General features: G+C 66.9%; 19 protein-coding genes and 1 tRNA gene. 12 read left to right on the top strand and 8 right to left on the bottom strand.

The window, feature by feature from the left end; genetic code table 11:
* Positions 1-115: 115 nt before the first annotated feature.
* Positions 116-1018: a 2-dehydro-3-deoxygalactonokinase gene (locus TZ53_RS11245; protein ID WP_044662993.1), complete on the bottom strand. Its 903-nt coding sequence runs from the start codon at positions 1016-1018 to the stop codon at positions 116-118.
* Positions 1019-1140: 122 nt separating this feature from the next.
* Here TZ53_RS11245 and TZ53_RS11240 point away from each other — a divergent pair, with 122 nt between their 5' ends.
* Genes TZ53_RS11240 through TZ53_RS11220 form a run of 5 tightly spaced genes read left to right on the top strand, consistent with a single transcriptional unit; the run spans position 1141 to position 7237 of the window.
* A complete protein-coding gene (locus tag TZ53_RS11240) occupies positions 1141-2943 on the top strand; it encodes an IlvD/Edd family dehydratase (protein ID WP_044661329.1) in 1803 nt (600 codons plus the stop codon).
* A 24-nt stretch (positions 2944-2967) separates the two neighbouring features.
* On the top strand, positions 2968-4545 hold the full coding sequence (locus TZ53_RS11235) for an aldehyde dehydrogenase (NADP(+)) (RefSeq protein ID WP_044661328.1): 1578 nt from the start codon (positions 2968-2970) through the stop codon (positions 4543-4545).
* A 20-nt stretch (positions 4546-4565) separates the two neighbouring features.
* Positions 4566-5543 (top strand): AraD1 family protein, encoded by a 978-nt coding sequence (gene araD1, locus TZ53_RS11230; protein ID WP_044662992.1) that lies wholly within the window; start codon positions 4566-4568, stop codon positions 5541-5543.
* Complete coding sequence (locus TZ53_RS11225; protein ID WP_044661327.1) at positions 5540-6463, top strand: Gfo/Idh/MocA family protein; 924 nt, start codon at positions 5540-5542, stop codon at positions 6461-6463. The genes araD1 and TZ53_RS11225 overlap by 4 nt, the downstream gene beginning before the upstream one ends.
* Positions 6464-6481: 18 nt before the next feature.
* The gene (locus TZ53_RS11220; protein ID WP_044661326.1) at positions 6482-7237 is read left to right on the top strand and encodes a FadR/GntR family transcriptional regulator; all 756 of its coding nucleotides are present in this window, start codon (positions 6482-6484) and stop codon (positions 7235-7237) included.
* A 73-nt stretch (positions 7238-7310) separates the two neighbouring features.
* Here TZ53_RS11220 and TZ53_RS11215 read toward each other — a convergent pair whose 3' ends face one another.
* From TZ53_RS11215 to yajC, 7 genes are all read right to left on the bottom strand, one after another.
* Positions 7311-8819, bottom strand: a complete 1509-nt coding sequence (locus tag TZ53_RS11215) for a YifB family Mg chelatase-like AAA ATPase (RefSeq protein WP_044661325.1) — start codon at positions 8817-8819, stop codon at positions 7311-7313.
* A gap of 134 nt (positions 8820-8953) precedes the next feature.
* The gene (locus tag TZ53_RS11210) at positions 8954-9625 is read right to left on the bottom strand and encodes an RlmE family RNA methyltransferase (RefSeq protein WP_044661324.1); all 672 of its coding nucleotides are present in this window, start codon (positions 9623-9625) and stop codon (positions 8954-8956) included.
* A 10-nt stretch (positions 9626-9635) separates the two neighbouring features.
* Positions 9636-10754 carry a Ppx/GppA phosphatase family protein gene (locus tag TZ53_RS11205; RefSeq protein WP_025551587.1) on the bottom strand — a complete coding sequence of 373 codons (1119 nt, stop codon included), beginning with the start codon at positions 10752-10754 and terminating at the stop codon, positions 9636-9638.
* Between the two features lie 103 nt (positions 10755-10857).
* A complete protein-coding gene (locus TZ53_RS11200; protein ID WP_037483961.1) occupies positions 10858-11142 on the bottom strand; it encodes an MTH938/NDUFAF3 family protein in 285 nt (94 codons plus the stop codon).
* Between the two features lie 113 nt (positions 11143-11255).
* The gene (gene secF, locus TZ53_RS11195; RefSeq protein ID WP_025551591.1) at positions 11256-12242 is read right to left on the bottom strand and encodes a protein translocase subunit SecF; all 987 of its coding nucleotides are present in this window, start codon (positions 12240-12242) and stop codon (positions 11256-11258) included.
* A 15-nt stretch (positions 12243-12257) separates the two neighbouring features.
* A complete protein-coding gene (secD, locus tag TZ53_RS11190; protein ID WP_025551592.1) occupies positions 12258-13859 on the bottom strand; it encodes a protein translocase subunit SecD in 1602 nt (533 codons plus the stop codon).
* 9 nt (positions 13860-13868) lie between these two features.
* Entirely contained in the window at positions 13869-14204 is a 336-nt protein-coding gene (gene yajC / locus TZ53_RS11185; RefSeq protein ID WP_044661323.1) for a preprotein translocase subunit YajC, read from the bottom strand.
* Between the two features lie 189 nt (positions 14205-14393).
* On the opposite strand from yajC, the gene TZ53_RS11180 reads away from it, so the two are divergent.
* From TZ53_RS11180 to mobF, 7 genes are all read left to right on the top strand, one after another.
* Positions 14394-14470: transfer RNA gene (locus TZ53_RS11180), tRNA-Pro, on the top strand.
* 187 nt (positions 14471-14657) lie between these two features.
* Positions 14658-15566, top strand: coding sequence for a hypothetical protein (locus TZ53_RS11175; protein WP_044661322.1), 909 nt, complete (start codon positions 14658-14660; stop codon positions 15564-15566).
* Between the two features lie 73 nt (positions 15567-15639).
* A complete protein-coding gene (locus TZ53_RS26080; protein ID WP_037464378.1) occupies positions 15640-15837 on the top strand; it encodes a helix-turn-helix transcriptional regulator in 198 nt (65 codons plus the stop codon).
* 112 nt (positions 15838-15949) lie between these two features.
* The gene (locus tag TZ53_RS11170) at positions 15950-16495 is read left to right on the top strand and encodes a hypothetical protein (protein WP_044661321.1); all 546 of its coding nucleotides are present in this window, start codon (positions 15950-15952) and stop codon (positions 16493-16495) included.
* A 207-nt stretch (positions 16496-16702) separates the two neighbouring features.
* Positions 16703-17074 carry a hypothetical protein gene (locus tag TZ53_RS11165; protein ID WP_044661320.1) on the top strand — a complete coding sequence of 124 codons (372 nt, stop codon included), beginning with the start codon at positions 16703-16705 and terminating at the stop codon, positions 17072-17074.
* Complete coding sequence (locus TZ53_RS11160) at positions 17071-18912, top strand: type IV secretion system DNA-binding domain-containing protein (RefSeq protein ID WP_044661319.1); 1842 nt, start codon at positions 17071-17073, stop codon at positions 18910-18912. Before TZ53_RS11165 ends, TZ53_RS11160 begins: the two co-directional genes overlap by 4 nt.
* The gene (gene mobF, locus TZ53_RS11155; protein WP_044661318.1) at positions 18912-21674 is read left to right on the top strand and encodes a MobF family relaxase; all 2763 of its coding nucleotides are present in this window, start codon (positions 18912-18914) and stop codon (positions 21672-21674) included. The genes TZ53_RS11160 and mobF overlap by 1 nt, the downstream gene beginning before the upstream one ends.
* Positions 21675-21824: the final 150 nt, after the last annotated feature.

Below are 21824 nucleotides of genomic sequence, written 5' to 3'. Positions count from 1 at the left end.
GGGCATTGGAGGGATGGGGCGTTGGCGGATGGGGCGGCGGGAACAGCCTCTCTCCTCCCCGGTCCTCATCAGGACAGCCCCCCATCGGGACAGCCCCCATCAGGACAGGCCCCCATCAGGACAGACCAGCGAGCGAGCAGGCGTCGCCGTCCAGCGTCTCGCTCGGCACGCCGCGCCTGCCCAGCGCCTGGGCGTAGCGCACCGAGAGCCGGGCGTCCCCGATCAGCCATATGTCGTCCGCCTGTCCGGACGTGGCGAGTCCGGACGTGGCGAGGATTTCCGCGACCTCCGACCCGATCAGCAGGCCCGACAGATAGCCTGCCGGCCAGTCCGCCGAACGTCCGGCGCGCAGCCGCATGCTGCGCGCGGCGAACAGGGAGGAGAGCAGACGCCCCTCCTCCTCCGCCCGGCGCAGGCCGTCCGCGAAGCCCTGCGCCTCCTGCGCCGGATCGGGCCGGTCGGCCGGCGCGCCCAGGGTGGAACGATCCCGCAGCAGGGCGAAAAGCTCCCCCGTCGGCATGGTGCGGAAGGAGGTGACGCGGCCATCCTGCACCACCGCCCATTTATTGTGGGTGCCGGGCAGGACGATGAGCCGGCGGCCCTGCCCCAGCGCCGGATCGCGCGCGATGGCGCCGAATATCTGCGTTTCCTCTCCGCGCATGAGGTCGGGCGCGCCGGTCGTCCCGGTGCAGGCGAGGCCCGCCATGATCGCGACGGGCACGCCGCGCCAGTCGAACCGCGCCGCCGCCGCACGCCAGGTCGCGGCGTCGGCGGGGCAATCCGCATAGGGCGCCTCCACCCAGCCGTCGCGGGCGCCGGCCATGCCGCAAAGGCGTATTTCCGTCGGCGCGGCTTCCTCCAGCCAGGGGGCGATGGTGGCGGCGAAGGCCGCTTCCGCCTGCCCGGCCGCCGCAGCGATGCCGGGGCCGTCATGGCGGGCGGTGACGCGGCCCTGCTCGATACGGAACAGCCGCAGGCGGCTGGTGCCCCAGTCCCCGACGACCTCGTAGCGGCTCAGCAAATTCGTCACTTGGCCCGAACCATCCTTGAATTTCTATTTGTATGAGTATATCGGAGAGGCAAGCGCGTCAACGTGCCCGAGAATCCATTGACCATTTTCTTCGACAGGGTGCCTTCTCAATGAGCGATTCGTCCAAGCCCGCCAACAAGCTGCGCAGCCGCGCCTGGTTCGACAACCCAGACAATATAGACATGACCGCGCTCTATCTGGAGCGTTATCTGAATTTCGGCCTGAGCCTGGACGAACTGCGCAGCGGCAAGCCGATCATCGGCATCGCCCAGACCGGCAGCGACCTGTCGCCCTGCAACCGCCATCATATGGTGCTGGCCGAGCGCGTGCGCGAGGGCATTCGGGAGATGGGCGGCATCGCGCTGGAGTTTCCGGTCCACCCGATCCAGGAAACCGGCAAGCGGCCGACGGCGGGGCTGGACCGCAACCTGGCCTATCTGGGGCTGGTCGAGGCGATCTACGGCTATCCGCTGGACGGGGTGGTGCTGACCACGGGCTGCGACAAGACGACGCCCGCGCTGCTGATGGCGGCGGCGACGGTCAACATCCCCGCCATCGCCCTGTCGGTCGGGCCGATGCTGAACGGCTGGTTCAAGGGCGAGCGGACGGGTTCGGGCACCATCGTCTGGCATGCGCGGCAATTGCTGGCCGCGGGCAAGATCGACGATGAGGGCTTCATCAAGCTGGTGGCGTCCTCCGCGCCGTCGACCGGCTATTGCAACACCATGGGCACGGCGACGACGATGAACTCGCTGGCCGAGGCGCTGGGCATGATGCTGCCGGGATCGGCGGCGATCCCCGCGCCCTATCGCGACCGGCAGGAGGTCGCCTACCTCACCGGCAAGCGCATCGTCGAGATGGTGGCGGAGGACCTGAAGCCGTCCGACATCCTGACGCTGGACGCGTTCCACAACGCCATCGTCGTCAATTCGGCCATTGGCGGGTCGACCAACGCGCCGATCCACCTGGCGGCGATCGCGCGCCATGTGGGGGTGGAGCTGCCGCTCAAGGACTGGGAGACGGTGGGGCACAAGGTGCCGCTGCTGGTGAACCTCCAGCCCGCGGGCGAATATCTGGGCGAGGATTATTATCGCGCCGGCGGCGTGCCGGCGGTGGTGGGCCAGCTGATCGGGCAGGGGCTGATCCGCGAGGGCGCGATGACCGTCAACGGCAAGACAATGGGCGAGAATTGCCGGGGCGCGGAGATCGAGGACGAGAAGGTCATCCGTCCCTTCGCCCAGCCGCTGAAGGAGGAGGCCGGGTTCCTCGTGCTGTCGGGCAATCTGTTCGACGCGGCGGTGATGAAGACCAGCGTGATTTCGGACGAGTTCCGCCAGCGCTATCTGTCCAACCCCGAAGATCCCAACGCCTTTGAAGGGCCGGCGGTCGTGTTCGACGGGCCGGAGGATTATCATGCGCGGATCGACGATCCGACCGTCGGCATCACGCCCGATACGCTGCTGTTCATGCGCGGCGCCGGCCCGGTCGGCTATCCGGGCGCGGCAGAGGTGGTGAACATGCGGCCGCCCGCCTACCTCATCACCGAGGGCGTGTCCGCCCTGCCCTGCATCGGGGACGGGCGGCAGTCGGGGACTTCGGGCAGTCCCTCCATCCTCAATGCCTCGCCCGAAGCGGCGGCCATGGGCGGCCTGGCGCTGCTGCGGACCGGCGACCGGGTGCGGATGGACCTGAACAGGGGCACGGTGAACGTCCTCATTCCCGACGAGGAACTGGCCGGCCGCCGGGCGGCGCTGGAGGCGGAGGGCGGCTATCCCTATCCCGCCTCGCAGACGCCGTGGCAGGAAATCCAGCGCTCCGTCGTCGGCCAGCTGAACAGCGGCGCGATCCTGGAGGGCGCGGAGAAATATCAGCGCATTGCCCAGACCATGGGCCTGCCGCGCGACAATCATTAATCCCCCATTTCGGAGTTTATCCCCATGTTCAACGGAGCCATTCTTGTCGGCGCGAGCGAGCGCCAGGGCGGCGAGCCCTTCTTCGCCATCGACCCGTCGACCGGCGCGAAGGGCGGGATCGCCTTTCACAACGCCTCGGCCGCCGATGTCGCGGACGCCTGCGCGCTGGCGGATGCCGCGTTCGAGAGCTTCTCCACGCTGACGCCCGACGCCCGCGCCGCCTTTCTGGAGGCGGTGGCCGACGGGATCATGGCCATTGGCGACCTGCTGATCACCACCGCCATGAGCGAGACCGGCCTGCCGCGCGGGCGGCTGGAAGGCGAGCGGGGCCGCACCGTCGGCCAGCTTCGCCTGTTCGCAGGCTATGTCCGCCAGGGCGACTGGCTGGACGCCACCATCGACAAGGCCTTGCCGGAGCGGCAGCCGCTGCCGCGCAGCGACCTGCGCCGCGTCAACCAGCCGGTCGGACCGGTCGCGGTGTTCGGCGCGTCCAACTTCCCGCTCGCCTTCTCGGTCGCGGGCGGCGACACCGCATCGGCCTTCGCGGCGGGTTGCCCGGTGGTGGTGAAGGGCCATCCGGCCCATCCCGGCACCGGCGAACTGGTCGCCCGCGCCATCGCCGCGGCGGTCGAGGCCAGCGGCCTGCATGAAGGCGTGTTTTCCTACCTGCCCGGCACGACCAACGACCTGGGCGGCGCGCTGGTGGCCGATCCGCGCATCAAGGCGGTGGGCTTCACCGGGTCGCGCGGCGGCGGCCTTGCCCTCATGAAGATCGCGGCCGGGCGCGACGAGCCGATCCCGATCTATGCCGAAATGTCGAGCATCAACCCGGTCGTGCTGCTGCCCGGCGCGCTGGCCGCCCGGGCCGAAGCGCTGGGCGCCGCCTTCGTCGGATCGCTGACGCTGTTTTCGGGCCAGTTCTGCACCAATCCCGGGCTGGTGATCGCGCTCGACAGCCCCGATCTGGACCGTTTCGTCGCTGCGGCGGCCCAGGCGCTGTCGGCCAATGCGGCGCAGGTCATGCTGACGCCCGGCATCCATGCCGCCTATGAAAAGGGCGTCGCGGCGCTGGCCGGGGCGGAGGGCGTCACCACCATCGCGCGCGGCGCGGCGGCGGACGGCGTCAATCGCGGCCAGCACGCGCTGTTCGCCGCCAGCGGCGAGCAGTTCCGCGCCAATCCGGCGCTGGCGCATGAAGTGTTCGGTTCCTCCTCCATCCTCGTCAAATGCGCGACGATCGAGGAGGTCATCGACACCATCGCCCGGATGGAGGGCCAGTTGACCGCGACGCTCCAGATGGACGACAGCGACCAGGCCGATGCCGCGAAGCTGCTGCCCACCCTGTCCCGCAAGGTCGGACGCGTGCTGGCGAATGGCTGGCCGACCGGGGTGGAAGTCACCCATGCCATGGTGCATGGCGGCCCCTTCCCCTCGACCTCTGACGGCCGTTCGACGTCCGTGGGCACGCTGGCGATCATGCGCTTCCTGCGCCCGGTCTGCTATCAGGACGTGGCCGACGCGGTGCTGCCGCCCGCCTTGCAGGCCGCCAATCCGTGGAAGCTCAACCGCCGTATCGAGGGCAGGCTGGAGATCGCCCGGTGATGCCGTCCGTGGATGAATCCATGATCCGGTCGCTGGTCCAGTTCGAGGAAGGCGGCCGCCGCGGCGTCGCCGCCCTCGACCGGACCGGCGCGGCCCGGCGCGTGGAGGGCGCAAGCTCCACCCGCGCGCTGGCGCTGGAGGCGATTGCGGCCGGGCAGGGCCTGGCCGCCATGGCGGAAGCGCGGCTGGGCGGGGCGGTGGACCTTTCCGCCGTCCGGCTGCTCTGCCCCATCGACCATGAGGATGCCGCGCACCTGCTGGTCGCGGGCACCGGCCTCACCCATCTCGGCTCGGCGGAAGGCCGCGACAAGATGCACAAGGCGGCCGCGTCGGGCGATCTGACCGACAGCATGCGCATGTTCCTGATGGGCGTGGAGGGCGGCAAGCCCGCCGACGGCGGCGTCGGCGCGCAGCCCGAATGGTTCTACAAGGGCGACGGCCAGATACTGGTCCATCCCGGCGAGGATTTCACCATGCCGGCCTTCGCGGAGGATGGCGGGGAGGAGCCGGAGGTCGCCGGCATCTACCTGATCGACGGGGACGGCGCGCCGGTTCGCCTCGGCTTTGCCATCGGCAATGAATTTTCCGATCATGTGACCGAACGCGGCAATTATCTGTGGCTTGCGCACAGCAAGCTGCGTCAGGCCGCGCTGGGCCCCGAACTGCTGCTGGGCGACCTGCCGGAGGACCTGCGCGGCACCAGCCGCATCGTCCGCAATGGCGTGACGGTGTGGGAAAAGCCCTTCCTTTCCGGCGAGACCAACATGTCCCACCGGATCGACAATCTGGAACATCATCATTTCAAATATGGCCTGTTCCGCCGTCCGGGCGACATCCATGTCCATTTCTTCGGCACCGCCACCCTTTCCTTTTCGGAAGGCTTCGCCGCGCAGGAAGGCGATGTGTTCGAGGTGGAGGCCGCGCCCTTCACCCTGCCCGTGCGCAACGGCCTGCGCCGCGCGGCGGACGAGGGCAAGACGAAGGTGAAAGTCCTATGACCATCAGGGCAGGCCTTGTGGGCCTGGGCAAGATCGCCCGCGACCAGCACCTTCCCGCCATCGCGAAGACCGGCGGCATAGACCTTGTCGCCGTCGCCAGCCGCAATGCGCGGGGCGAGGGCGTGAACAACTATCCCGATATGGACGCGATGCTGGCGGGGGAGCCGGACATGGACGCCGTGATCCTCTGCCAGCCGCCGCAGGTCCGATACCAGGCGGCGCGGCAGGCGATCCTGGCGGGCAAGCACGTCTTCCTGGAAAAGCCGCCGGGCGCCACCGTGTCGGAAGTGGAGGCGCTGATCGCCCTCGCCCGCGCGCAGGGCGTCACCCTTTATGCAAGCTGGCACAGCCGCTATGCCGCCGCGGTCGCGCAGGCGAAGGCGTGGGTGGCGGAGCGCACGATCCGGCACATCGACATCCAGTGGCGCGAGGATGTCCGCCACTGGCATCCGGGCCAGCCGTGGATCTGGGAAGCGGGCGGGTTCGGCGTGTTCGATCCGGGCATCAACGCCCTGTCGATCCTGACGGAGATCGTGCCGGAGCCGGTGACGATGCTGTCGGCCAGCCTGGAAGTGCCGGAGAACAGGGACGCGCCCATCGGCGCCGCGCTGAGCATGGCGACGGCGTCGGGCGCGACGGTCGAGGCCGTGTTCGACTGGCGCCAGACCGGCCCGCAGACATGGGACATCGCGGTCGAGACGGCGAATGGCAGCCTGCTGCTGTCGGAGGGCGGCAATATGCTGCGCCTGGACGGGGAAATCCAGATCAAGGCGCCGGACGAGGAATATCCGGCCATGTATCGCCGCTTCGTGGGGCTGGTCGAGGACCGGGCGATCGACGCCGACATCGCGCCGCTGCGTTTGGTGGCGGACGCCTTCCTTTGTGGGCGGCATTGCCCTACGACGGCCTTCGAGGACTGAACCGGGGGGGCCTGAACATTGGGAAGCGAGCGCAAGGACGTAACGGAACGCAAATTCGCGACGGACGAAGGCTCGCTTCGCATCCATCAGGCCATCGCCCGGCAATTGGGCACGGCGATCCTGATGGGCGTCCACAAGCCCGGCGACCTGTTCGAGGGGGAGATCGAGGCGTCGGAGCGGCTTCACGTATCCCGCACCGCCTATCGCGAGGCGGTGCGCATCCTGATCGCCAAGGGAATGCTGGAAAGCCGGCCCAAGGCCGGTACCCGCGTGCTGCCGCGCAGCCGATGGAATGTGCTGGACCCGGAAATGCTCGCCTGGATGTTCGCGGGGGAGCCGGACCGCGACTTCATCCGCGACCTGTTCGAACTGCGCGGCGTGATCGAACCGGCGGCGGCCGAATTCGCGGCGCGGCGGCGGACCGACGAGCAACTGGCGATCATGGCGCGGGCGCTGGACGAGATGGAAAAGCACGGCCTTTCGACGCCGGAAGGGCGGGCGGCGGACCAGCGTTTCCATCATGCGGTGCTGGCGGCGACGCATAATGACGCGCTCGCCGCGCTGGCCAGTTCGGTGGGGGCGGCGGTGAGTTGGACCACCACCTTCAAGCATCGCAAGAAGCTGCTGCCGCGCGATCCCCTGCCCGATCACAAGGCGGTCTATCGCGCCATCGCCACCCGCGACACGGCCGCCGCGCGCAACGGCATGGTGGAGTTGCTGCGGCTGGCCATGGCGGACATGGACGTGGTCATGACGGAACCCGGCAAGCTTTAACAGGGCGTAGAAAAGCGGGCGCCGGCTTTCCGGGCGATGCCGTGGAGGGCCGACCCGGCCGGGTCGGGCGCCGTCAGTTCACCGGGGCCCGCCGCCTGTAGCTGAGCGCTTCGGCCACATGGACGCGCCCGACGCGATCCGCCCCCGCCAGATCGGCGATGGTCCGCGCCACGCGCAGCACGCGGGTATAGCCCCGCGCCGACAGCTTCATCGCCGCAGCCGCCTGCGCCAGCAGTTCGCGCCCGGCCTGATCCGGCCCGGCGACATCCTCCAGCCGCTCTCCATCGACCTCCGCATTGGTGCGCAGCGACGTCCCTTCATAGCGGCGCGTCTGCACGGCCCGTGCGGCGGCGACCCGGACCGCGACCTCCGCCGATCCTTCGGCGGGCGGGGGCAGGACCAGGTCCGCCGCCGTCACCGCCTGCACCTCCACATGCAGGTCGATGCGGTCGAGCAGCGGTCCCGACACCTTGGCCTGATAGTCCGCCGCGCAGCGGGGGGCGCGGGAACAGGCCAGCGCCGGATCGCCCAGATGGCCGCAGCGGCAGGGGTTCATCGCCGCCACCAGCTGCACCCGCGCCGGGAAGGTGACATGCGCATTGGCCCGCGCCACGGTGACTTCCCCCGTCTCCAGGGGCTGCCGCAGCGAATCGAGCACCGTCCGCTGGAATTCGGGCAGTTCGTCGAGGAACAGCACGCCCAGATGCGCCATGCTGACCTCGCCCGGCCGCGCCTTGTGCCCGCCGCCGACCAGCGCCGCCATGGAGGCGCTGTGATGCGGATTGCGGAAGGGACGGGCGCGGCTGATCCGGCCGCCCTCCAGCGTGCCGGCGACGCTGGCCACCATGGAGGTTTCCAGCGCCTCGCCCGGCGTCAGTTCGGGCAGGATGCCGGGCAGGCAGCTCGCCATCAGCGACTTGCCCGCGCCGGGCGGGCCGACCATCAGCAGATTATGGCCGCCCGCCGCCGCGATCTCCAGCGCGCGCTTGGCGCTTTCCTGCCCCTTGACCTGCCTGAGGTCCGCGGTCCGGATCGGCGGCTCCACCTGCCCGGGCTGCGGCGGCGAGAGGGCGGCGGCGCCCTTGAAATGGTTGAGGATGGCCAGCAGGTCGGGCGCGGCGATCACCTCCACCTGACCGGCCCAGGCGGCTTCGGCGCCCTGCGCCACCGGGCAGACGAGGCCCAGTTCCCGCTCCCCCGCATGGAGCGCGGCGAGCAGCACGCCGGGCGTCGGAGCGATGCGGCCGTCCAGACCCAGCTCGCCCACGACGACATAGCCCGCCAGCGTCTCGGCATCGATCACGCCCATGGCGCCGAGCAGGGCCAGCGCGATGGGGAGGTCGAAATGCGACCCCTCCTTGGGAAGGTCGGCGGGCGAGAGGTTCACGGTGATCCGCTTGGGCGGCAGCGAAAGGCCGATGGCGGCGATGGCGTTGCGCACCCGCTCCCGGCTTTCCGCGACCGCCTTGTCCGGCAGGCCGACGACGATGAAATTGGGAAGGCCGGGAACGAGCTGGCACTGAACCTCCACGCCGCGCGCTTCCAGCCCCAGATAGGCGACCGTCGATACCGTCGAAACCAATGATGTTCCCCCATGCCCCGGACGGCCTCCATGGCGCTCCCGCGAGGGCAGGAGTGCCGCGTCAGGGGCCGAACCGGGTTCCTGCCTTCGCAGGAACAGGGAGGCATTTCAATCTCTTGGTGATGGTGGACGGATCAGCCCTCTTCCGGGCGGCCCTTGAAGCCCTGCGCCACGACATACCATTCGACGCTGCCCTTGCGGCTGGCGGGCGGCTTGGCATGCTTGATCGTGGTGAAATGCCTTTTGAGGATGGCGAGCAGGTCGGCGTCGGTGCCGCCCGCGAACACCTTGGCCACGAAAGTGCCGCCCTTGCGCAGATTCTCCACCGCGAACATGGCCGCCGCCTCGACCAGCCCCATGGTGCGCAGATGGTCGGTCGCGGCATGGCCGACGGTGTTCGCCGCCATGTCGGAAATGACCAGATCGGGCGCGTCGCCCAGCGCCTCCGCCAGCAGGGCGGGCGCGCTGTCGTCCATGAAGTCCATCTGGAACAGGGTGACGCCCGGAATGGGATCGGTCGGCAGCAGGTCGATGCCCACCACCTTCGCCTTGGGGCAGAGTTTCCGCACCACCTGCGCCCAGCCGCCAGGCGCCACGCCCAGGTCGACCACCGCGCGGGACCCCTTTACGAAATGGAACTTCTCGTCCAGTTCGATCAGCTTGAAGGCGGCGCGGCTGCGCCACCCCTCCGCCTTGGCGCGGCGGACATAGGGGTCGTTCAACTGGCGTTCGAGCCAGCGGGTGGACTGTGCCGTCCGCCCCTTCGCCGTCTTGACCCGCACCTTGCCAGCACCGGTACCTCTCACAGGGGGCCTCTCACATCTTCACTCCGTCGCGGTCCATCAGGCCGCGCAATATGCCCTCGCGAATGCCGCGATCAGCCACGCCCAGGCGCTGGGCGGGCCAGATGTCGAGGATGGATTCCAGGATGGCGCAGCCCGCAACGACCAGATCGGCCCGCTCCGTCCCGATGCAGGGCAGCTTCTGCCGCTCCGCCAGGGGCATGGAGGACAGCCGCGCCGAAATCGCTCGCATCGACGTCGACGGCACGATCAGCCCGTCGATCGCCTGCCGGTCGTAGCGCGGCAGGTCGAGATGCAGGCTGGCCAGCGTCGTCACCGTGCCCGACGTGCCGAGCAGGCGGATATCCGCCTGCGGAGCCGGCAGGCGGCGGGCCAGCGGCGCGAAGGCATCCGCCACGCGGGCGCGCATCCGGGCATAGGCGGACAGCCGGTCCATGGGATCGGCATGGTCGAAAGGCTCGCTCTCCGTCAGGGAGACCACGCCCCAGGGGGCGCTCACCCAATCGACGATATGCGGCGCGCCGGCGCGATTGGCGTCCACCAGCACCAGTTCGGTCGAGCCACCGCCAATGTCGAAGATGAGCGCGGGGCCGTCGCCCGGCTCCAGCAGCGCGTGGCAGCCGAGCACCGCCAGCCGCGCCTCTTCCTGCGCGCTGATGATGTCGAGGGCGATGCCGGTTTCCCGATAGACGCGCTGGATGAATTCGGCCCCGTTGGAGGCGCGGCGGCACGCCTCCGTCGCGACCGAGCGGGCCAGGGTGACGTGCCGGCGGCGCAGCTTGTCGGCGCAGACCGACAGGGCGGAAATCGCGCGCTCTATGGCGGCGTCGCTGATCCGGCCGGAAGCGGCAAGCCCCTCCCCCAGCCGCACGATTCGCGAAAAGGCGTCGACGACGATGAAGCCGTCCGCCGATGGCTTGGCGATCAGCAGGCGGCAATTATTGGTGCCAAGGTCGATGGCCGCGTAGGACCGGCGTCCGCGCAGCGGATGAGGCAAAAGGCCCCGCGATTTCGACGGGGGAGTGAGGGCCGCAGCCTTGCTCCCATTGCCCTGACCGGAACGGACCCCCTTGCCCGAAATTCCGCCGGCCGGGCCGGAACTCTGCGGCGATGGGCGGCTGTGCTGCACCATGGCCGTATCTCTTTTCTTCTTCGCCAGCGCCGAAAAGCGCCGGAACTTGGCGACAAGAGTAGGCAAAGGAACAGGAAAGCGCAAGGCGGGGCGGACAGCCCCCTCAGACAAGCGGCATGAGGGCCGCGACGATCCACCGTTCCTCGGCGCGCAGCACGCCCCAGGCGCGGGCGGCGGCGCGGCTGTCCATCACCTCCACGCCGATGCCGCGCCCCTCCAGTTCGCGCACGAAGGCGCGCGGCGGCTGGCGCAGGGCGGCGCCCGTGCCGACCAGCAGGAATTCCGGCTGGACGTCGAGGTCGAACAGGTCGCCCAGATGCGCCACCGTCAGCGCATCGACGGGCGGCGCATCCTGCCAGGCGAGCGCCCGCACCGGGGAGAGCAGCAGGCCTTCGGGAAAGACATCGTCGCGGACCCGAAAACCCCGCCCCTGAAAGCCGGTGACGATCGGCCCCTGCCCCGATTCATCGCGGCGCAGCTCTATGCCGGAGCGGTTCCCGTTCAGGGTCGCGCCCCGTCGTCGCGCGGGCCCATCCGCTCGGCCTGGGCGGCGATATTGACCTTGCTCGCCTTCTTCTCCGCCGTGGCAGGCGACAGGCCCAGGCTGATGAGCAGCGAGGAGGAGACATAGACCGACGAATAGGTGCCGACGATGATGCCCAGCATCATGGCCGCGGTGAAGCCGCGCAGCACATGGCCGCCCAGCAGCAGCAGCGCGCCCAGCGCCAGCAGCACCGTGACCGAGGTCATGACCGTGCGCGGCAGCGTTTCGTTGACCGACAGGTCGATCAGCGACTTCATGTCCATCTTGCGATATTTGCGCATATTTTCGCGGATGCGGTCGTCGATCACCATCTTGTCGTTGATCGAATAGCCCACGATGGTCAGCACGGCGGCGACGATGTTGAGGTCGAATTCGAGCTGGGTGATGGCGAAGAAGCCCAGCGTCATCAGCACGTCGTGCATGATCGCGACGAAGGTCGAGACGCCGAACTGCCATTCATAGCGGAACCAGGAGAAGATCGCGATGCCGATCACCGCCAGCATCACCGCCAGCACGCCGTTCTGGATCAGTTCGCCCGACACCTTGCCCGACACCGTGTCGTAGCGGGAGAAGGTGACGCCGGGGAATTCCGCCGTCATCGCCTTGCGCGCCTTTTCGACGATGGCGTTGGCCGCGCCAGCGCCGCCCTGTTCCGGCAGAGGGAGGCGGATCTGCACCGTTTTCGGATCGCCGAACTGCTGGAGCGAACCGTCGCCGACGCCCAGGCGGTCGATTACCGTGCGCACCTTGTCGGTCTGCGGCGGCGTTTCGAACTTCGCCTCGATCATCAGGCCGCCGACAAAGTCGACGCCCAGGTTCAGCCCCTTGTAGAAGGTCGCGCCGACCGCCAGCACCGTCAGCAGCGCCGTCAGGGCAAAGGCCCAGTGGCGCAGCTTGACGAAGCCGATATTGGTGTTGTCCGGGACGAGCTTAAGCAGTTTCATGTTTCTCTCCGCCCGTCAGATGTGGATTTCGGTCGGGCGCTTGGCGCGGACCCAACGCGACACCAGCAGGCGCGTGAAGGTGACGGCGGTGAACACGCTGGTCGCGATGCCGATCAGCAGCACGATCGCGAAGCCCTTGACCGGTCCCGACCCCAGAGCGAGCATGATGCCGCCGGCAATGGCATGGGTCACGTTCGCTTCGAAAATGGTGCGGCTGGCTTCCTTATAGCCATGTTCGATCGCCTGCACGACCCCGCGCCCGCGCCGCCGCTCCTCGCGGATGCGCTCATAGATCAGCACGTTGGCGTCGACCGCGGTGCCGATGGTCAGCACGAAACCGGCGATGCCCGGCAGCGTCAGCGTCGCGCCCAATATGCCCATGACGCCCAGGATCACCAGCACGTTGATGGCGACGGCGAGGTTGGCGTACATGCCGAAGCGGCCATAGCTCATGAACATGAAGGCCGCGACCGCCGCCACCGCGATCACCGAGGCGAGCAGGCCCGCGCGGATCGAATCGGCGCCGAGTTGCGGGCCGACCGTGCGTTCCTCCACCACGGTCAGCGCGACGGGCAGCTTGCCCGAACGCAGCGCGATCGCAAGCTGGTTGGCGCTTTCGACGGTGAAGCTGCCGCTGATCTGCGCGCTGCCGCCCAGGATCGGCTCGTTGATGTTCGGCGCGGACAGCACCTTGCCGTCGAGGATGATGGCGAAGGGACGGTTGACGTTCTGCGACGTCACCTGGCCGAATTTGCGCCCGCCCGCACCGTTGAAGCGGATGTTGACGATCGGCTCGTTGCCCTGCTGGTTATAGCCCTGCTGCGCGTCGGTCAGATCCTCGCCCGACACCATGACCTGCCGGTAGACGGCGATCACCGGCGGGCCGGCGGGATTTGTGGGATAGGGCAGCACTTCGCTGCCCACAGGCGCGCGGCCCTGCGCCACCTCGGCGGGGTTGGCGTTGACGTCGACCAGCTTGAATTCCAGCTTGGCGGTCTGGCCCAGCAGGTCCTTCAGCGCCCTGGGGTCCTGAAGGCCGGGCACCTGCACGACGATGCGGTTGTCGCCCTGCTGCTGGATGGTCGGTTCGCGCGTGCCCATTTCGTCGATGCGCTTGCGGATCACCTCGGTCGCGACTTCCATCGCGCCCTTCACCGCATTGTCGATGCCCGCCTTGGTCGGGGTGATGACGATGGTGGAGCTGTTCACCACCTCCACATTGAAATCGCGCTGGCCGGTGAGACCCGCACCCTGGGTCAGCGGCCGGATGCGCTCGACGGCAGCATCGACCTGCGACGGGTTGCGCACCATGAAGCTCAATTTCCCGTCGCGGCTGGAAATATCCCCGATCGCGATCTTCGTGTCGCCCCGGCGCAGTTCCGTGCGGACCTGCTCCTCCATATTGGCGATGCGCTGCTTCGCCACGTCCTGGGTCGAGGCTTCGAGCAGCAGGTGGCTGCCGCCCGACAGGTCGAGGCCCAGATTCACGCGGGTCTGCATGAATTTGGGCAGTTGCCCGACCACCGTGTCCGGCAGGAAGCTCGGCACGGCGCAGGCTATGCCGATCAGCAGCGGCAGCAGGATCGCGACGACCGCCCAGCGAGGGAAATTCAGCATGGGTGGGGCTCAGTCGTTCGCGGGCTTGGCGGTGGCGGGATCGATCACGTCGGTCAGGGTGGACTTCACCGCCTTCACCTTCATGCCCGGCGCCAGTTCGACTTCGGCGTAGAATTCGTCGACGCGCACCACCTTGCCGACCAGACCGCCGCCGGTCACGACCTGATCGCCCTTCTTCACGGCGTCGATCTTGGCCTTGTGCTCCTTCATCTTCTTTTGCTGCGGACGGATCAGCAGGAAATAGAAGACGACGAAGATGAGGACCAGCGGGGCCATCTGAACCAGCATGGAGGCGCCGGACGATTCCCCGCCCGCAGTCTGGGCAAAGGCTGGAGATATGAACATGCTTGGGACTTTCGCCTTATTCTCTTGTCCAGTCGCGGGCGCCGATAAACGCCCACAGATCAAGGGCGCGCGGCTAACACAGATCGCACGGCGGAGGCAACATGATTAGGGTTTCCGACGAATGCGCAAAAAGCCTGCATCGAATGGCTTGCATATTCCCCAAACTGCTTCTAATTGCGCCGCTCCGGTCGGGACGTAGCGCAGCCTGGTAGCGCATCACACTGGGGGTGTGGGGGTCGGAGGTTCGAATCCTCTCGTCCCGACCAATATTTCAATGACTTAGCCAATACTTTTACCCCGTCGGGGGCCACCATATTCGCTCTGGTGGTGCGCCGGTGGTGCAAACATAATTTTGGCGATTGCCACGCAGTGCATCTCAACGCCTCGGCTTCGCACGCGCCCGGCACCCTTCCGATTGAAGATTCGCCTTACTCTGCTTATGCCAGCCGATAGATGCGAGAGCAGTTGCCTCTTCGCCCCGCCGAGTTCGTCAAAATTCGGGATGGCTATATTGCGTTTCTGAAACGACCAGCAGGAACGGCCTTGACTGCCATCATCCCGACAAGTGTGCTCGGCGCGATGGCATCGGCGGCGAAGCGCGGACGCAAACGTCGCAACGGGCTCCACTTAGCGCAATTAGCCTCGGTAGTCGTCGTATTGCTAGCTGTGGTCCTGATCGCTGCTCAGGATCGGATCGCACAAGGCAGCGGTTTGGTCCTCCTTTTTGCTGGAGGCTGCACCTTCGTATGGGCGCGCAAACGCGCCAAGGTGCGCGATGAACCGGAAATCGAAGAAATCCTCACCGAGCCGGATGAAACGCTGGCGCGTAATCTACGGGCACTTGACGACTTTCGAAAACAGATCGCCAGCGGCGACATCTCATGCGTCGAGCGACTTCCCGATGGGAACCTTAAGCCCGTTACGAAGAGCGCCCTTCGGGCATTTCTTGCCGATCACGGCACGCTTCTCATTGTCAGCCGGGATCAAAACCTTTGGCAATGCATCCCGCACCGTCCAATTCCCATGAGCGAATTGCTGGTCAAGCTGGGCGGTCGCGTTGCCCCTGCCCTCGTCACCTCCAGAACATTGCTCGACACCGCCGACGGCGACTTATTCGACCGCCGCATAAAGTGGCTTCTTGCCCATTCCGAAGCAGACCGCCGTGCAAACTCTTTCCGCGAGGCGATCCAGATCATCATAGCTTTGCGACGCCCCGAACTCGACGGACTGACGTTCGAACGAAAAAAGGAAATCCTTAGCAAAGAGAGGATTAGCGATAGCCGGATGGAGAAAATCCATGCTGGCGTCTATCCAGCCTTCAACAATTATCTGCGCCAATTGCCCATGCATGAATTCCCGTGAATGCGGAACTGAATAGCGTCCAGCGCCTCCCAAAGCCACGTCCTGCACTCCAACCAGTGAAAAGGACGCCTACATGCCCCCTGATCGCAACCAACTCCTTACTGTCGTGGACGTGCTCAACGTCACCGGTTTCAAATCTCGGACCACCCTCTATCGCCGCGCCCGCAACGGCAGCTTTCCAAGCCCCTGCCACATTGGCTCTGGCAAAATTCGATGGCGATCCGGCGATGTCGAGGATTGGCTGAACAGCCTTCAACCCCGCCGCTACTGAACTAAACCGTAGATGCTTCCCGGCTCCGGTCTAATGGCTGGGCGGGCCCGTCGCGTCTGCATCTCGCGAAACGATGAACCACCGCAATCGTGGTTTCACGAAAGGACGACTCATGCCTTCAATCCGCAACAGCATCGATTGGCTGGCCGCACGGCTGCGGGGCCAGTCCCATGTCACGCTGCGCTTCACGGTCCATCAGCGGCTTGCGCCCATGGTCGAACCGCTGATCGAGCGGCTGCTACCCTTCAATGATGATGGTGAAACTTACCGCTGTTCGATCAGCCACTGGATGCTCAATGAACGCCCCGTTCTGCACACCCACCGTGGCGTCGTATCGACCCTGCGGGTGGATGGCCCCCTGCAGGATGCAGGTGGGACCTATCTCCCGCTAGGCGGACTGATCGAAGCCCCGCACGTCACCGCGCATCTCGATCCCATCACGGTAAGGCAGCTCGACAGGCGGTTGCAGGATGCCATCGATGAAGTGACCCAGAATTGGATCATCGAACACGGCCTTTATGACCAGCCCCGTCAGCGCCGGGAGATCGATCGCCCCAAGGCCGACCGCGAAGCCAAGCGTGTCATCGCCGCTTGGGTAAGGGCCACCACCCCTGACGCACCGGGCGAAGCCTGCCGGGAAGGATCGGACCATGCCTGATCCGGTCGCCCAACGGACAAAGTCGCAGGGCTGCGATGCTACGCATCGAGCCGACAATTCAGATACACACCTCACGCACGGGTGCATCCAGCATTTCTGCGGGTTTGACAGGATGCGGATAGCATCTCGTCAAACGGGAGGACACGAGAACGGCGCAATTGCGCCGTTCCTCGCGATGGCGAATAGCATCTCGCCAGGAGCGGTGCGATGAGCGCCCGCGCCCAGACCGTGCGGCTCTCTCCGGCCCAGCACCGCACCCTTGCCGGCTTTGCCAGACAACGCGGACTGAGCGAATATGCCATGCTCGCCCGCGTCGTGGACATGGGGCTGGCTGCCCTCGTCCAGGGGACAAGTGGAGGGATCGACGCCCGCGAGATCGTCACCGAACTGGCATCGGTCGGTACGCGCATCGTGGATGTGGAGCGGATGCTGGACCGCGCGTTGTTCACCGCCTGCGCTGCCTATTGCTACGCCCGCAGCGCCGCCAGTGGCGCGCGCAAGAGCGACGCGATCCTCACCGAGGAGATCACAGCCGCCTATAATCGCCAGCGGGGCCTTGCGCGGGAGAACCGGCCATGACCCGCCCCGACGATCGCCGCAACCATGCCGATGCCCTACGCAAGCATCATCTCAGCACGCAAGGCGCCCGTCTCAAGCGGCAGGCCCTCGTCATGCTGGCCTCGGTTGCTCTCGGCGGACTGACACTGCCCAACATGATGCTGGGCCGCGACGCGATGCTCGCCACCGGCACCTACTACTGGGCCAGGACCAAGCTCTGGGCCGTGTCCGGCTGGGAGGCGGACACAGGGATCGACGTTCACTATCCCGACCATATCGAGGAAGGGCGATCGGCACGCCAGATCATCGCCCACCCCTATTTTCGGCGGCGCGTCGATCTTGTCTGGGCCTGGGCCATATGGGGATGTTGGCTTGGCTTCAGCACCTGGCTCGTGGGCCTGATTGCGTCACGCGGCGCGTTGGGGCGGCGGCGCGAGCGCCTGCTGGCCGATCGCTGGATCGGCGGAACGCAAGTGGTGGACGAGAAGCAACTGGCCAGGCTGACCGGCAAGGAGGCTGACGCCCGCACCCTGTTGATCGGCAAGGTTCCTATCCCCGCTCGTCTGGAAACACGCCACATGGCGATGATCGGCACGACGGGCAGCGGCAAGACCACAGCCTTGCGCCAGTTGCTCGATCGCATCGAGACGCGCGGCGAAGCCGCGCTGGTCTACGACACCAGCGGCGAATTCATCGCGCACTATTATGATCCGGCGCGCGGCGACGTGATCCTCAATCCGTTTGACGCCCGCTGCGCCTTCTGGTCGCCCTTCGCCGAGATCGCCCATCCGGCCGATGCCGACCGCATCGCCCACCAGCTCATCACCGAGACCGGGCAACACGACAGCGATGTGTGGCTCGATACCAGCCGTATCCTTGTCGCCAACATGATCCGGGCCTTGTGGCAGGAGAACAGGCGCACCCTCCCCGACCTGCTCCATGCGCTGAAGAACCGCCCCAAGGATGACCTCAAGGAATGGCTCGCCACCAGTTCGTCGGCGCGGACTTTTGCCGACGATGCCGACCGGGCCACGGGCAGTGTGCTGTTCATGCTGGCCAAGGCAGCGGACCTGATCCAGTTCCTGCGCGCTGAGGATGGCAAGACCAAGCCCTTCGCCTTCCGCAAGTTCATTGAAGCGCTCGACCGGCATCCCGGTGCGCTGCCCTGGATATTCGTGCCGAGGAAGGAGGACTATTTCGAGGCGTCGAAGCCCCTGCTCGCCTGCTGGCTAGAATGCGCGGCCAGCGCCGTGCTGGGCCTGCACCCTTCCGAGGACCGGCGCATCTGGTTCGTGCTGGACGAACTGGCCGACCTGCCCCGTGTCGACAATCTGGCGCGGCTGCTGCCCGAGGGCCGCAAGTTCGGCGCTGCGGTCGTGCTGACCTTCCAGGCGCTGGGGCAGATGCAGCACCGTTATGGGCCGCAGATCGCCGAATCCATGCTGGGCTGCTGCAACACCAAGCTGTTCCTGCAAACCATCGACAGCGACACACGGCAATGGGCCAGCCAGACCATTGGCGATTGCGAGATGGAGATCCGCACCAAGACAGACATGCTGGGTGACGGCGCCGAGGGCCACCGCATCAACTTGGGCAGAATGCGCGAGGTGCGGCCCGCCATTATGGAGAGCCAGCTCCGCCTTGCGCGGCATGAGGGATATCTCCTGCTCCCCGACGGCTTGCCGGTGGCGAGGATCAGGCTGACCGCCGATCATATCGCGCGGCGCGGCGATCCCCACCAGCCGGGGTTCATCGCCGCCGATCCGTCGACCATGCTCTGGGGGCAGGCCTCGCAAGCTGTGCCACCATCACCGGAGCCGTCACCGTCCCCGAAGCCCGACAGTGAGGGACCGGTGTGATGGTAGCTTCCGTTTCTGCCCTCACCAGTTCAGCGCAGGCCAGCAGCTATTATGAGGCCGACGACTATTATGCCGAGGCCGGGCTATCGCCCTCCCAATGGCGGGGCCAGGGTGCGGAGGCGCTGGGCCTGTCCGGCGAGGTGGATCGCGATCAGTTCCGCGCCTTGCTAGACGGCAAGGTTGGCGACCAGCAGCTTGGTACGTTCCGCGACGGGCAGTTGGAGCATCGCCCCGGCTGGGACGTGACCTTGAGCGCCCCCAAGTCGGTGTCGATCATTGCCGAGGTTGCGGGCGACCGGCGGTTGATCGAAGCGCATGGGCAAGCCGTTAAAACAGCGCTGGCCCATGTCGAACGCCATATGGCGGCCACCCGCATCCGCGATGGCGGCACGGTCGCCCGCGAGGCGACCGGCAATCTGGTGATCGCGAGCTTCCAGCACGGCACCAGCCGCGCCCAGGACCCTCAGCTTCATACCCACAATGTCATCATGAACGCGACGCAGGGCGAGGATGGCGCGTGGCGCAGCCTCGAACCGCGCGCGATCTACCAGCTTCAGAAGCAGATCGGGGCGATCTACCGGCAGGAACTGGCGCTGAAGGTCCGGGAACTGGGCTATGAGATCGAGGCGGGAAAGGATTCCCTGTTCGAGATCAGGGGTGTTTCCACCGCAGTCATCGAGGCGTTCAGCACCCGCAGCGCGGAGATCGAGGCGGCATTGGCGGAGCGCGGTACGTCCCGCGACACGGCAAGCGCCATCGAGAAGCAGGTTGCCACGCTCGATACCCGCGAGGCCAAGTTTGCCGCCGATCATGGGAGCCTTGTTGTGGAGTGGCGGGAGACAGCGGCCAAAGCGGGGTTTGGCGCCGAGGCAAGACTGGCGATGGTCAGAGAGGCCGAAGCGAAGGCCGCCGATCCTGCCCATCGCGCGGCCATGGAATTGCAGGGCGACGGCTCCGCCGTCCGCGCCGTCGTCCATGCCGCCGACAAGCTGGGCGAGCGGCAGTCGGTATTCTCAGCCGCCGCCTTGCAAGAGGAGGCTGGACGGATCGCACTGGGCAAGATCGGGTACGCCCAGATCGGGGCGGCCATCGATGCCGCGACGAAACAGGGCGGCTTGATTGACCGCTCCCATATCGACCGGCGTGGGGCGGAGTTCGCCGGGTTTACCACCCGTCAGAATGTTGAGACTGAAGCCAGGATGCTTCGGATCGAGGCCGAGGGGCGCGGCGGGCTTGCCTCCATCGCCTCGCCGCTTGCCGCCGCCAAGGCTGTCGCCAGCACAGCGGCGCAGGCCGAGCGCGCAGGTCATGGCTGGAATCCCGATCAGCGCGCCGCCACCGAGCAGCTTCTGACCAGCCGCAACCGGATCACCGCCGTCCAGGGCTATGCCGGCACCGCCAAGACCACGACCGTGCTGGCGACCTTCGCCCGCGAAGCCAAAGCGCGGGGGATAGCCGTGACGGCCTTGGCTCCGACCGCGTCGGCGGCGATGGTATTGGGCGAGGCGCTGGGCACGCGCGGCGATACCGTGGCGCGGCACCTGTTGTCGCCAGAGCGGGCTGATCCCACCCGGCCCGCCGCGTGGATCGTGGACGAGGCATCCCTGTTGTCGGCGCGCGATACCGCGCGGCTGTTCGACCTCGCCGCGAAGCATGACGCCCGAATCGTGCTGGTCGGAGACGTGAAGCAGTTGGGGTCTGTCGAGGCGGGTGCGGCCTTCGTCCAATTGCAGGGCGCTGGCATGGAAACCGCCAAGCTGGCCGAGATCGTGCGGCAGACCAATCTTGCCACCAAGGAGGCTGTGCTGGCGTCAATCGAGGGGGATGCCAGGAAAGCCATGGCCGCGCTCGATCAGGGTGGTGGGCAGATCATCGAGGAAGCTGACCGAGACACACGCTTCGTGGCCATTGCCGAGCGGTATGCGGCGTTGGACAAGGCTGAGCGTGCCCACACGATCGTCATCGAGCCATCGCGCGAGGGGCGCGATGCGTTGACCGCCGACATTCGCGCCGCGCTCCGCGCATCGGGGGCGCTGACGGGGCCTGCCGTCCCGGTGGAATCCCTCGTCAACAAGGGGCTGACCCGTGCGGAGGCGCGCGATCCGTTGAGTTACGACAAAGGGGATGTAGTGCGCTTCACCCGCGACTATGCCGACAAGGGTGTGACGCGGGGCGCAGCCTACCACGTCGAGAGCATCGATCCGGCCAAGGCCGCCATCGCGCTCAAGACCGAGGATGGGCGTGAGGTGGACTGGCGCTTGCGGCAATGGGGTGCGGGGCATGCCCAGGCCTTCTCAGCCCAGCCCATCGACCTGAAAGCCGGCGATGCCATCCGGTTTACCCGCAATGACCGGGAGGCGGGTCGGATCAATGGCGCGCGCGCCGAGGTGATCGCCGTGGATCAGCAGGCCCGCACCGCCACCATCCAGACCGGGCGAGGAACGAACGAGACGCTTCATCTCGATTCTGCCCGCGACCGGCACATCGCCCATGGCTATGTTGATACCGCCTTCGCCGCCCAAGGGCGGACTGCCGATCACGTCATCATCCATGCCGACAGCAAGTCGACCAATCTGGTCGACCAGAAGTCCTTCTATGTGGGGATATCCCGGGCCAAGGAGTCCGCGACCATCTTCACCAACGATCGCAGCAAGCTAGTCGCTGCGATCAATGAGCGGGCTGGCCAAGTGCAGACTGCTATCGCTCAGACTGCGGCATCGGGACTGGCGGCGGGCAACGCGAAAGGAGCTGGTCTGGGATAAGGCTTGGCTTACGCCCACGCGCCTGCTCGAAAAGCGTAAATAGACTACCTTATTTTGCTTTCCCTTCCACCCAACGGCCGCAACTCGCCAGCCCAGTTCCATGAGTACGTCGAGCTTTCTGGCGCCCCTTTCAACGTTGGCGGCGAATTT

This window comes from Sphingobium sp. YBL2, from assembly GCF_000943805.1.
Classification (GTDB): Bacteria; Pseudomonadota; Alphaproteobacteria; order Sphingomonadales; family Sphingomonadaceae; genus Sphingobium; species Sphingobium fuliginis.
The sequence above is the reverse complement of the archived record's forward strand: the minus strand, read 5'-3'. Positions and strand labels throughout refer to the sequence as shown.